Consider the following 12,186-nt stretch of genomic DNA (forward strand, 5'->3'; position numbering starts at 1 on the left):
GGAGGGCGTAAGATCAGTTGCTGGCGGTTTTAACGGGCTGTTCAGATTTTTTATCATTACCGGCGATATACGGACTCCACGGCTGGGCGCGAACCGGCGCTTCGGTTTGCCACACCACGTTAAACTGGCCGTTGCCTTCAATCTCGCCAATCATGACGGGTTTATGCAGGTGATGGTTGGTCGCATCCATGGTCAGGGTAAATCCTGATGGTGCTGCGAATGATTGTCCTGCCATAGCCGCCCGGACTTTATCCACATCGGTAGTTCCGGCTTTTTCTACTGCCTGCGCCCACATATGCAGGCCAACATAAGTGGCTTCCATAGGGTCGTTGGTCACCACCGAATCAGCATTCGGTAACTTATGCGCTTTGGCATACGCCCGGTAATCCGCGACGAACTTCTTGTTGGCCGCATTATCTACGGACTCAAAGTAGTTCCACGCAGCCAGGTTGCCCACCAGCGGTTTAGTATCGATACCGCGCAACTCCTCCTCACCCACAGAGAATGCCACCACCGGTACATCCGTGGCTTTCAGGCCCTGGTTCGCTAACTCTTTATAGAATGGAACGTTAGAATCCCCGTTGATGGTCGATACCACCGCCGTTTTTCCCCCTGCGGCGAATTTTTTAATACTGGCAACAATGGTCTGGTAATCGCTGTGTCCGAATGGGGTATACACCTCTTCGATGTCTTTATCGGCCACGCCTTTCGAATGCAAAAAGGCGCGTAAAATTTTGTTAGTCGTACGCGGATAGACATAGTCCGTACCCAGCAGGTAGAAGCGCTTAGCGCTGCCGCCGTCCTCACTCATCAGATACTCAACCGCCGGGATCGCCTGCTGATTAGGCGCAGCGCCGGTATAGAAGACGTTAGGCGACATCTCCTCACCTTCATATTGCACCGGGTAAAACAGCAGACCGTTCAATTCTTCAAATACCGGTAAAACCGATTTACGCGAAACCGATGTCCAGCAGCCGAAAACCGCCGCTACCTTGTCCTGGCTCAGTAACTGACGTGCTTTTTCAGCAAATAACGGCCAGTTCGAGGCTGGGTCAACCACCACCGGTTCCAGCTTTTTGCCCAATACACCGCCCTGCGCATTGATTTCATTAATAGTCATCAACGCCACATCTTTCAGCGGCGTTTCGGAAATAGCCATGGTGCCGGATAACGAATGCATGATGCCAACCTTAATAGTGTCGGCCGCCTGAACGCTAAAACTCATTCCCATTGCGACAACAGAGGCGGAAAGCGCAAAAGCTTTTAAAAATGTACGACGCTGCATAGTTTCACTCCTGAAATTAGTCTTGTTGAAAGCTCCGGTGCAGCCGGGCAGACAAAACGGTGCAAATTAAGGGTATTCAGAAGTGATAAGGCAAAAACGATGCCAGATATTTAAACATCATATAAAATCAATGAGTTAGAATTTTAGGCACAAAAAGCAGTATTAAATTTTGCCGCCAGAAGGATTAATCGCGTGAAAGATTGAACCACAATGAGACAACTCTGCATTATAAACGTGCAACAATCTGTGTCTGTCACACACGGTCATAACGGCGTGCCCCGGTATAAAAACATGGTTATTTGTTCGCAGATAACCGTCCCTTGTCACTATTATTTATTTTTCCCGACGTAATCACGTAAAAATTTTACTTTTCCGCCGAAATAATCACACAGTTCAGCCTTTGTTTAAGATTGAATTGCTACTATAGTCATAAGCGAGGTGAACTTAAGGTAAGAGAGGAAACTCACAAATAAAGGAGCATTTACTATGCTGGGTAATATGAATATTTTTATGGCTGTTCTGGGAATTATTTTATTTTCCGGTTTCCTGGCCGCGTATTTTAGCCACAGATGGGATGATTGATGAACGGAGATAGTCCTGAACCGACCCGGCCCCTTGCTGCGTAGCTGCACAAGGGGCCATTTTTTTACCTGAATACCCCCTTCCGGCACCTTTTCCCTGATGTACAGATAAAAAAAACCGCCGGATAAACCAGCGGTAAATGCTTGCATGGATAGATTTGTGTTTTGCTTTTATACGCTACCTGGCAATTCCCTGCGAAGATAACGGATAGTTGGCTAATCTATCATCGACAACCCCAATGAACGTTAAACGAAACGTAACTACCTTCTATAAGACATGTTGGCCGCTAATGAGATTCTTGCAAACCGTACAGTAATCCATGTCATCGCAATGGTTATAAAATGAGCTATTTATTGCTTCATAGTGTATGGTAAGCACCCCATCACAAGGACAATCAATATGTCGATACTCAAAGATATTAAGATGCGTACTTTACGACCAGTGAAAAGTACCTGTCCTCACTGCTGCCGCCAGTCAATGCACAGCCTGTCGAGAATAAAAAACAACATAACGTTAGTCTGCCCCAACTGCGGCAATACCTACCTTCCTTCCCAAAGCAAACCAGTCAAGTAACGTAAGAACAGGAAAACAATGCCGACCTTTCACCAGCAGCACTCCCTACCCGAGCGTCTCTATGAGATGCAAGGCATCAATACCCAACAACGATTCATTTTGCTGAAGAAAAAATCCAGCTAACAACCGGGCACCACGCCCGGTTCAATTTTCTGGCTGACCTGTCTTAAGCGCTCAAGCCACGATGTTCCAGCATGGGTTCCATGCGCGGTTCACGCCCGCTCCACTGGCGATAAAGTTCAGTTAAATCAGTGCTGTTTCCGCGGGACAAAATTGCTTCGCGGAATTTCTGTCCGTTTTCACGGGTTAATCCGCCCTGCTCTACGAACCACTGGTAGCCGTCATCGGCCAGCATTTGCGTCCACAGATAGGCATAATAACCTGCGGCATAACCGCCACCGAAGATATGGGCAAAATAACTGCTGCGATAACGCGGCGGCACGGCCTTGAGATCCAAACCTTCCGCCGCCAGCGCCTGCAGTTCAAATTGATCGACCGGATGAGATGACTCGCTCAACTCCAGAGAGTGCCAGCGCATATCCAGCAATGCCGCGCTGAGCAGTTCGGTCATGTCGTAACCTTTGTTAAACAGACTGGCCCGCTGCATTTTATCCCGCAATGCCTGCGGCATTTGCTCCCTGGTATCAACATGTCGGGCAAAACGGGCAAAGACCTGAGGATGGCTCGCCCAGTGTTCGTTGATCTGTGAAGGAAACTCAACAAAATCACGCGGAGTGTTGGTCCCAGAAAGCGTGGCATAACGCTGAGTGGCGAACAGACCGTGCAATGTATGTCCAAATTCATGAAATAGCGTAATAACATCATCCCACAGCAGCAATGCAGGCTGATCCTGCGCAGGTTTTTGATAATTACAGACGTTGTAAATAACCGGTCTGGTTTCGTTAAGCAGCGATTGCTCAACAAAATTGCCCATCCAGGCTCCGCCGCTTTTTGATTCCCGGGCAAAGAAATCACCGTAAAATAGCGCCAACCCTACGCCATCATGATCGAATATTTCCCATACCCGAACATCCGTGTGATAAACCGGAATGTCGAATCGCTCAACGAATTTGATGCCAAAGAGTTGATTGGCCGTCCAGAAAACGCCCTCGTTCAGCACCGAATCAAGGGCAAAGTAAGGTTTGAGCTGTGCCTCATCAAGGTCATATTTCTCACGACGGACCTGCTCGGCATAAAACGACCAGTCCCAGGCCTCGGCGCTAAACGACTCGTGTTCTTGAAAGATAACGTTCTGGATTTCAGCCTGCTCATCCAACGCCCGCGCCCGCGCGGCTGGAACAATAGATCGCATAAATGTCAGTGCCGCTTCCGGCGTTTTTGCCATCTGGTCGGCAATTTTCCAGGCTGCGTAATTGGCAAAACCAAGCAGTTGCGCCTGCTGCATCCGGATTGCTACCAGTCGCTGAATAATAGCTCGCGTGTCGTTGCCATCATCATTTTCAGCCCGCGTCCATGCGCGGGTGAACAGTTTTTCGCGGGTCTGACGATCGCGTAAAACCGCAAGCGCCGGTTGCTGTGTTGTGTTTAATAGCGGGATAACCCAACGCGCTTCAAGCCCTTTCGCCCTTGCAGCTTCGGCGGCAACGGCAATTTCTTCTGTGCTCAGCCCCTCCAGATGCCGGATATCATCCACCACCATAGCACCTGACGTGTTTGCTGCCAGCAACCGTTGATTAAACTGGCTGGTCAGCGTGGCTGACTCCGTATTGAGCGCTTTAAGTTTGGCTTTATCGGTCTCATTCAGACGGGCGCCGGCCAGTACAAAACGCTGATACACGACCTCCAGCAGACGTATTGATTCGCTATCCAGACTTAACGTACCACGCCTCTGCCAGACGGCTTCGACACGGGCGAAAAGCGCGCCATTGAGATAAATATCATTGGCAAGGTTCGCCAGCTCTGCGGAAAACTCTTCGTCAAGGCGCTGTAGTTCATCGTTGGTGTGCGCCGCCGTCATCGCGAAGAAAACGCTGGTCACGCGCGTGAGCAGCACCCCGCTTTGTTCAAGCGCCAGCAACGTATTAGCAAAATCAGGAACCTGTGAGTTTTGCACAATAGCGTCGATCTCGGCGCGTTTTTGCCGCACGCCTTCATCAAACGCTGGACGATAATGCTGCACGTCGATCTGATCAAACTGCGGCGCCTGATACGGCAATGTGCTGTGGTGTAAAAATGGATTCGTTAACGACATCTTTCACTCCTGAAAACGATTTGTTTACCAGAGTAGACTTCCCGGGAATCGACCGCAATCGCGTTAAGCAGGAATAGCTCTGAACGGAAATGACGTGCTATGGTAGTACTACATAAAAAGCGTTGAGGAACAGTGAGATGATCGTTTTAGTAACCGGAGCAACCGCAGGTTTTGGTGAGTGCATTACGCGTCGTTTTATTGAGAATGGGCATAAAGTTATTGCCACCGGACGCCGCCAGGAGCGCCTGCAGGAACTCAAAGATGAGCTGGGTGACCGCCTCTATACCGCGCAACTGGACGTACGTAATCGTGCATCAATTGAAGAGATGCTGAACGCCTTACCCGCTGAATGGCGCGATATTGATGTTCTGGTCAACAACGCGGGTCTGGCGCTGGGCCTTGAGCCAGCCCACAAGGCCAGCGTTGAAGACTGGGAAAATATGATCGACACCAACAACAAAGGCCTGGTTTATATGACCCGTGCCGTTCTGCCAGGCATGGTTGAGCGCAACCGCGGTCATATTATCAATATCGGTTCTACCGCGGGTAGTTGGCCATACGCTGGCGGGAACGTCTACGGTGCGACCAAAGCGTTTGTTCGCCAGTTTAGCCTGAATTTACGTACTGACTTACACGGCACTGCGATTCGCGTTACCGACATTGAACCGGGTCTGGTTGGCGGTACGGAATTCTCTAACGTACGTTTCAAAGGCGATGACGCTAAAGCTGAAAAAGCCTACGAAAATACCACTGCGCTGACCCCGCAAGATGTTACAGAAGCGGTATGGTGGGTGGCGTCCTTACCCGCTCATGTCAACATTAACACCCTTGAAATGATGCCTGTCACACAGTCTTTTGCCGGACTGAGTATTCATCGGAGCTAATTTCTCTGCCCGGCCTTGCGCCGGGTATAGATAGCCTGAAATAAGTGATAAGATCTCCGGGTTAACTCTCTAAAAAGTAAGAATGAATGACCGTAGAAACGCAGCTCAACCCTACACAACCGGTAAATCAACAGATTTACCGTATTCTTCGTCGTGATATCGTGCACTGTCTGATTGCACCCGGTACGCCGCTGTCGGAGAAAGAGGTTTCCGTACGCTTTAATGTGTCACGCCAGCCGGTACGAGAAGCATTCATCAAACTGGCAGAGAACGGTCTGATTCAGATCCGCCCGCAGCGTGGCAGCTACGTAAACAAAATTTCGCTGTCGCAGGTGCAAAACGGCTGTTTTGTTCGCCAGGCAATTGAATGTGCCGTGGTCCGCCGCGCCGCATCACTGATCACCGACAAACAGTGCTATCAGCTCGAACAAAATCTGCATCAGCAGCGCATTGCGATTGATCGAAAACAAATCAATGATTTCTTCCAGCTAGATGACGAATTTCATCAGAAACTGGCTTTAATCGCCGAGTGCCAGCTCGCCTGGGACACCGTTGAGAATATTAAGGCCACGATTGACCGCGTTCGCTATATGAGCCTGGATCATATCTCTCCGCCTGAAATGCTGCTGCGTCAGCATCACGATATTTTTACCGCACTTGAGAAACATGATGGCGATGCCGTTGAGCGAGCAATGATGCTGCATCTCCAGGAAATTGGTGAGTCCGTTCAGCTAATCCGTCAGGAAAATAGCGACTGGTTCAGCGAAGATTAATATTACGCTCACCTCACACCGAGGTGAGTTTCTCCTGCCTTCCCCTCTCCCGCACATCTGCACAAAAAAAGCTGTGATTTTGATCGAAAACAAAAAAAATCATTAACGAGAAGCGTATTTATATTGCGCCCGTTACGTGGGACTAGAGCCCACGGGCTTTGACGGTAAGTTGGAAAGGAGAAAACACCATGAAAACATACGATCGTAACCGTAACGCAATCACCACTGGCAGCCGCGTCATGATTAGCGACACCGGACTTACAGGCCGCATTACAGCGATAGATACCGATGGCCTGACCGCTGAGCAAATTCGCCGCGGGAAAACAGTGGAAATCGAAGGGTGTGAAGGTAAATATGCTCCCCTCGAACTGATTCGTTTGGGCATGAACTAATTGGTGTGAATGCCAAAAAACAATGCGCCATCTGGCCTGTTTATAGCCAGATGGCGACTTAAATGATGTTCTCGTTACTTCAGTTTTGCTGCATACTTCGCAACGGTTGCTTTCGCCCCTTCAGCCAGTAAAGCAAGATAGGCTTGTGTGACCTGATTCTTGAACAATTCTACCTGCGGCAGTTCACGACCAAAAATAGCATCGATCGCCAGCAGCGCCTGGACACGATCTTCGCCCTCGTTACTGCTATGCACCGCTTTCTGGATCACCGGTAACAGCGGATCGCTGATTTCAATCGCCTGGCCCTGATCATCCACACCGCCGACGTAACGCATCCAGCCAGCCACGCCCAGCGCCAGCAGTTCAAAGTGGCTACCGTGCACAATGTGCCAGCGAACGGAGTCCAGCATACGCTGCGGCAGTTTTTGACTGCCGTCCATCGCGATCTGCCAGGTGCGATGACGCAGTGCCGGGTTGCTGTAGCGCTCAATTAACAGATCGGCATAGTGCGGAAGATCCACACCTTTCACTTTTAACGTGGGCGCTTGTTCCTGCAACATCAGCGCGCGCGCGGCGAGGCGATAATTTTCATCGCCCATGCAATCGTTAATGTGCTGATATCCCGCCAGATACCCCAGATAAGCAAGGAAAGAGTGGCTGCCGTTGAGCATACGCAGTTTCATCTCTTCAAACGGAATGACATCAGCAACCAGCTCCGCTCCCGCCTTCTCCCATTCAGGGCGGCCAGCGACAAAGTTATCTTCTATAACCCACTGACGGAACGGTTCACATGCCACGCCTGCCGGGTCGCGTACGCCGGTGATGTGTTCAATTTTGTCCAGCGTATCCTGGGTAACTGCAGGGACAATACGGTCAACCATAGTCGACGGGAATGTGACATGTTGTTCGATCCACGCAGCCAGTTCCGCATCCACCGCCCGGGCATACGCGGTGACAACATTGCGCATCACATGACCGTTTTCCGGCATGTTGTCGCAGGACATCACGGTAAAAGCGGGTAACCCCGCAGCTTTGCGGCGTGCAAGCGCCTCAACCACAACGCCTGGCGCAGTTTTTGGCTGTTTTGGGTTTTGTAGATCGGCGGCAATCATTGGGTTGTCTAACATCAATTGACCGGTCGCCGGAGAATGGCAATACCCTTTCTCGGTAATGGTCAGGGAAACAATCGCAACCTGCGGTTCACTCATCGCAGCCAGTACGCTTTCCAGACCATCAACCTGCGCATGCAGCGCATTTTTCACCACGCCCACGACTCTTGCAGTCCAAGCATCCGCAGACATTTCTGCAACGGTATACAGGTTATCTTGCTGTTTCAGATCGGCAATCTGCTGCTCGCCGCCAATCAGGTTCACTTCGCAATAGCCCCAGTCACTGCCGTGATCTGCAGCGAGAATGTCAGCGTAAACCCCCTGATGTGCGCGGTGAAATGCGCCAAACCCCAGATGAACAATACGCGGAACCAGTTTTGTACGATCGTAGTCGGGAACTGCAGCCTTTGCCGTTAAGAGCTTGTTTTGCATGGTATGACCTACTTATCAATGAAATCAGGATTGATTCAGAGTAACGCCTGTATGGTTGTATGTTTTGATTTGCATTAAGCTTTTAATGATTGGTATGACATCACTTAAAGCTGTGTACCAGCATAAACGGAGAACGAGCGCCTCCGTTCATGCTGCGGCTGTGGATTAGCTTGTCTGGGTCGCTGAACAACGCATCTTATCGGCTTTACTCACCTCAGCAGCATCCTCAAGCGCACTCAGATCGCGGTCTTTCACTTCTGGCATCAGCAGCGCGGAAACCAAACCGATCAGTGAGTAGGCAATGACCATCACCAGAATTGGCCACCAGGAGTTAGTCATGTTGCAGAAGATACCAGCCAGAACCGGACCAAAACCAACGGCAACCAGCCCACCCGCCTCTTTTGAAATCGCCATGCGTGTGAATCGGTTACGGGCACCGAACATTTCAGCCATGGTAATATTTTCGAGAGCAAATAATCCCAATACGGCAAAGTTATGAATAACAATCAGTGCCGTCATAATAACGCCCGGACTATACGTTTTATCCACGACGATTGAGAGCATTGGGTAAGCCAGAATAATTGCCGAAATATTCAGAATAATATAAGGCAACCGGCGACCAAATTTATCAGACAACCAGCCGAGAAGCGGTATCGTAATAAATCCTAGTACCGAACTAATCATTAAAGCATCGGTGGGTATTGATTTATCAAATAACAACGTCTGCACTAAATACCCAGCAAGGAAGGTTTGGATTAACCCAGAGTTACCCGCCTGTCCAAACCGTAAACCGGTTGCCAGCCAGAAGGATTTACTGGTAAACATCGCCCCTAGTGTATTTTCCGACGAATTATTTAATGCTGGAGAATTTTCCTCATCATTAACTTTCTCAAATACCGGACTTTCTTTGAGGTTCATACGTAACCAGATGGCAAAAATCATTACCACGACACTTGCCAGGAACGGAATTCGCCAGCCCCAGGCTAACAGTTCTTCCCGGTCAAGAGCAAAGAACATCACCGCCCAGATAGCAGTTGCACTAAGGGTTCCACAGTTTGTCCCCATGGCGACAAGCGAGGAAATGATGCCGCGTTTGCCTTTTGGCGCATACTCAGCAAGCATAGTCCCTGCGCCCGAGATTTCAGCCCCCGCGCCAAGCCCTTGTACGATACGCAGCGTCACCAGCAATACGGGAGCAAAGATACCGATTTGCGCATACGTTGGCAGTACGCCGATTAATGTTGTGCAGATCCCCATCATGGTGATGGTAATAAACAGCACCTTTTTACGCCCAATGCTGTCTCCCATTTTGCCAAATATAAATGCTCCGACGATACGAGCAATATATCCTGCACCATAGGTACCCATTGCTAAAATGAGCGCCATCGCTGCAGACTGTTCCGGGAAAAATATCTCATGGAATACCAGCGCGGCACCCAGAGAATATAATTGGAAATCCATAAATTCGAGCGCAGTACCTAACCATCCGGATACGGCGGCTCTGACCAGATCCTTCGTTGATCTTTCGTGTTTTTCTTGATTCATATTGGCTATCTCTAAGAGGTAAGATGCGTACCACTTACTCGCAGTTATTTATATTATTCAGTGAATGTGAGTAAAACTTTGCAGCAGTGCTGCTGATCTTTCTCAAACAATTCAATTGCGTCGGTAACGTGGTGATAGTCAAAAGTATGGGTAATAAGTTGGTTAGGATCGATAAGTCCGTTGACTAACCAATCAAAAACAACCGGGAATTTGTTCGCATTTAATCTTGAGGAATAAATTGAAAGTTCTTTCCCGGTAATGCCTTGTTGAACAATCTGACAAGGATCGCTGGAGAAGCCCATCAGAACAATCCGCGCGGCTGGCGATGCCAGCGTGATAGCCTCCTGTAAAATAGATGGATGGCAAGCTGCATCCACGATGATGGTCGGTTTTAGCCCTTTTTCCGTCAGGAAATCTTGCAACGATTGCTGACTATTATTGACTGCCCAGTCTGCACCGCACTGCTTCGCCATGCTAAGGCGTTCATCGATTCTGTCAGCAATCACCACGGTTTTTACTTTATAGACACGTTTAAGCGCCTGTACGGTGGTCAGTCCCATAGGACCCGCGCCATAAATCAGCGCAATATCGTTTTCTGTTGGATTTATTTGCCCGGTTACGTTTGCGGCGATGGTAAAAGGCTCAACCATAACGGCATGCTCATCAGGCACGGCATCGGGGATCGTCCAGGCATTTTTTTCTGGCACGACAGCGTACTCGCTAAAACCGCCATCGCGATGCACGCCCAGCACCACCAGCGATGTGCAAACGTTAGGTTTACCAATTGAACAGGGATAACAATGTCCGCAACTGATAACCGGATCAACGGATACTCGCTCGCCCATTCGCGAACGGTCAACACCTTCACCTACCGCATCAATCACGCCAAAAAACTCGTGGCCAATCACACGTGGGTATTTTGCAAATGGATTGTGTCCGCGATAAATATGGCTGTCAGAACCACAAATTCCCGCCAGTTTCACCCTAACCCTGACTTCGCCTGCAGAGGGTTCTGGTACCGGTAGCTCGGCAATATTCAGCGTATTTGGTTTTTCAATCACAATACTTTTCATAGCAAATCACTCCTTACCAGTTCCACAACGTGCCATCTTCCAGACGAGCAACAGGCAGATATGCAGGGTCATACGGATATTTCGCCGCCAGCTTTTCGTCAAACTCGATCCCAAGACCTGGTTTGTCTCCAGGATGCATATAGCCGTTATCAAAGGTCCAGTTATGCGGGAACACTTCCAACATTTGCTCGGAATACCCCATATATTCCTGTACGCCGAAGTTCGGCACCCACAGATCAAAGTGCAACGCGGCGGCCATGCATACTGGAGACAGATCGGAAGGTCCATGCGAACCGGTACGTACCTGATACAGCGACGCGAAATCGGCAATTCGACGCATGCCAGTGATACCGCCCGCATGGGTGATGGTGGTGCGGATATAGTCGATCAATTGCTCTTCGATAAGCTGTTTGCAGTCCCAGATGCTGTTGAAAACTTCCCCTACCGCAATCGGCGTGACCGTATGCTGGCGGATCAGGCGGAAGCATTCCTGGTTTTCAGCCGGGGTTGGGTCTTCCATCCAGAACAGACGGTATTGCTCAATGCTTTTGCCGAAACGGGCCGCTTCAATTGGCGTCAGACGGTGGTGCATATCGTGCAGAAGATGTTCGTTGAAACCAAACTTGTCGCGCACGGCTTCAAACAGTGTTGGTGTGAAATCGAGGTACTTCTCCGTTGACCATAACTGCTCTTCTGGCCACTGCCCTTTGGTGGCGGGTTCGTAGGCCAGTCCTTTGCCTTTAGACATACCGTAAGTGGTTTTCATACCCGGCACGCCGCACTGCACGCGAATTGCTTTAAAGCCCATCTCTTTATGGCGCGCATAATCTTCGAGTACGTCATCTACGGTATGGCCTGTGGTGTGACAGTAAACCATAACGCCTTCACGAGATGCACCGCCGAGCAGCTGGTACAACGGCATATTCGCCGCTTTCGCTTTGATGTCCCACAATGCCATATCCACCGCGGAAATCGCCGACATGGTGACTGGACCACGACGCCAGTACGCGCCTTTGTAGAAAAACTGCCAGATGTCCTCAATTCGGTGCGCATCGCGACCAATCAGTTGCGGACAAACATGATCTTTCAGATAGGACGCTACGGATAACTCGCGTCCGTTTAACGTGGCATCTCCCAGCCCAGTGATCCCATCGTCTGTGGTAATTTTCAACGTGACAAAATTACGCCCCGGACAGGTGACAAACACTTCAGCCCCAACAATCTTCATCTCTTATTCCTTGCATTTGTTCTTGTGATGCAGGAAATTTACCCAACTGAGCTACTACCATACAAGTATGAAGATCAAAAAAACGCTGATTGATCACA

Annotated in this window: 10 protein-coding genes; 4 read left to right on the forward strand and 6 right to left on the reverse strand. The window is 49.7% G+C overall.

Annotated features, from left to right (window positions below; all coding sequences use genetic code 11):
- Window positions 1–13 precede the first annotated feature (13 nt).
- Window positions 14–1,285, reverse strand: a complete 1,272-nt coding sequence (gene urtA, locus HV229_RS12725) for an urea ABC transporter substrate-binding protein (RefSeq protein WP_016156478.1) — start codon at window positions 1,283–1,285, stop codon at window positions 14–16.
- A 486-nt stretch (window positions 1,286–1,771) separates the two neighbouring features.
- Here urtA and mgtS point away from each other — a divergent pair, with 486 nt between their 5' ends.
- Window positions 1,772–1,867, forward strand: a complete 96-nt coding sequence (gene mgtS / locus HV229_RS12730; RefSeq protein ID WP_003032406.1) for a protein MgtS — start codon at window positions 1,772–1,774, stop codon at window positions 1,865–1,867.
- 739 nt (window positions 1,868–2,606) lie between these two features.
- Here mgtS and dcp read toward each other — a convergent pair.
- On the reverse strand, window positions 2,607–4,652 hold the full coding sequence (gene dcp, locus HV229_RS12735; RefSeq protein WP_181545609.1) for a peptidyl-dipeptidase Dcp: 2,046 nt from the start codon (window positions 4,650–4,652) through the stop codon (window positions 2,607–2,609).
- 137 nt (window positions 4,653–4,789) lie between these two features.
- Between dcp and ydfG the strand changes: the two genes are divergently transcribed.
- From ydfG to ydfZ, 3 genes are all read left to right on the forward strand, one after another.
- Entirely contained in the window at window positions 4,790–5,536 is a 747-nt protein-coding gene (gene ydfG / locus HV229_RS12740) for a bifunctional NADP-dependent 3-hydroxy acid dehydrogenase/3-hydroxypropionate dehydrogenase YdfG (protein ID WP_016153061.1), read from the forward strand.
- Between the two features lie 86 nt (window positions 5,537–5,622).
- Window positions 5,623–6,309: a GntR family transcriptional regulator gene (locus HV229_RS12745; protein ID WP_016153060.1), complete on the forward strand. Its 687-nt coding sequence runs from the start codon at window positions 5,623–5,625 to the stop codon at window positions 6,307–6,309.
- Window positions 6,310–6,497: 188 nt separating this feature from the next.
- On the forward strand, window positions 6,498–6,701 hold the full coding sequence (gene ydfZ, locus HV229_RS12750; RefSeq protein WP_003032393.1) for a putative selenium delivery protein YdfZ: 204 nt from the start codon (window positions 6,498–6,500) through the stop codon (window positions 6,699–6,701).
- 74 nt (window positions 6,702–6,775) lie between these two features.
- On the opposite strand, the gene HV229_RS12755 is transcribed toward ydfZ, so the two are convergent.
- The 4 genes from HV229_RS12755 to rspA form a co-directional block, all read right to left on the reverse strand.
- On the reverse strand, window positions 6,776–8,242 hold the full coding sequence (locus HV229_RS12755; protein WP_019076770.1) for a mannitol dehydrogenase family protein: 1,467 nt from the start codon (window positions 8,240–8,242) through the stop codon (window positions 6,776–6,778).
- A gap of 165 nt (window positions 8,243–8,407) precedes the next feature.
- Window positions 8,408–9,787: an MFS transporter gene (locus HV229_RS12760; RefSeq protein ID WP_016156475.1), complete on the reverse strand. Its 1,380-nt coding sequence runs from the start codon at window positions 9,785–9,787 to the stop codon at window positions 8,408–8,410.
- Between the two features lie 53 nt (window positions 9,788–9,840).
- The gene (locus HV229_RS12765) at window positions 9,841–10,860 is read right to left on the reverse strand and encodes a Zn-dependent oxidoreductase (RefSeq protein WP_181545610.1); all 1,020 of its coding nucleotides are present in this window, start codon (window positions 10,858–10,860) and stop codon (window positions 9,841–9,843) included.
- 13 nt (window positions 10,861–10,873) lie between these two features.
- Window positions 10,874–12,088 (reverse strand): starvation-sensing protein RspA, encoded by a 1,215-nt coding sequence (gene rspA, locus HV229_RS12770; protein ID WP_016153056.1) that lies wholly within the window; start codon window positions 12,086–12,088, stop codon window positions 10,874–10,876.
- Window positions 12,089–12,186 lie beyond the last annotated feature (98 nt).

The organism is Citrobacter sp. RHBSTW-00524 (genome assembly GCF_013747755.1).
Lineage (GTDB): Bacteria > Pseudomonadota > Gammaproteobacteria > Enterobacterales > Enterobacteriaceae > Citrobacter > Citrobacter braakii.

Excerpts from the sequence above, each read along its gene's own strand:
- urtA (WP_016156478.1), bottom strand. The coding sequence starts at position 1,285 with ATGCAGCGTCGTACATTTTTAAAAGCTTTTGCGCTTTCCGCCTCTGTT.
- HV229_RS12765 (WP_181545610.1), bottom strand. The coding sequence starts at position 10,860 with ATGAAAAGTATTGTGATTGAAAAACCAAATACGCTGAATATTGCCGAG.
- HV229_RS12760 (WP_016156475.1), bottom strand. The coding sequence starts at position 9,787 with ATGAATCAAGAAAAACACGAAAGATCAACGAAGGATCTGGTCAGAGCC.
- mgtS (WP_003032406.1), top strand. The coding sequence starts at position 1,772 with ATGCTGGGTAATATGAATATTTTTATGGCTGTTCTGGGAATTATTTTA.
- ydfG (WP_016153061.1), top strand. The coding sequence starts at position 4,790 with ATGATCGTTTTAGTAACCGGAGCAACCGCAGGTTTTGGTGAGTGCATT.
- dcp (WP_181545609.1), bottom strand. The coding sequence starts at position 4,652 with ATGTCGTTAACGAATCCATTTTTACACCACAGCACATTGCCGTATCAG.
- rspA (WP_016153056.1), bottom strand. The coding sequence starts at position 12,088 with ATGAAGATTGTTGGGGCTGAAGTGTTTGTCACCTGTCCGGGGCGTAAT.
- ydfZ (WP_003032393.1), top strand. The coding sequence starts at position 6,498 with ATGAAAACATACGATCGTAACCGTAACGCAATCACCACTGGCAGCCGC.
- HV229_RS12755 (WP_019076770.1), bottom strand. The coding sequence starts at position 8,242 with ATGCAAAACAAGCTCTTAACGGCAAAGGCTGCAGTTCCCGACTACGAT.
- HV229_RS12745 (WP_016153060.1), top strand. The coding sequence starts at position 5,623 with ATGACCGTAGAAACGCAGCTCAACCCTACACAACCGGTAAATCAACAG.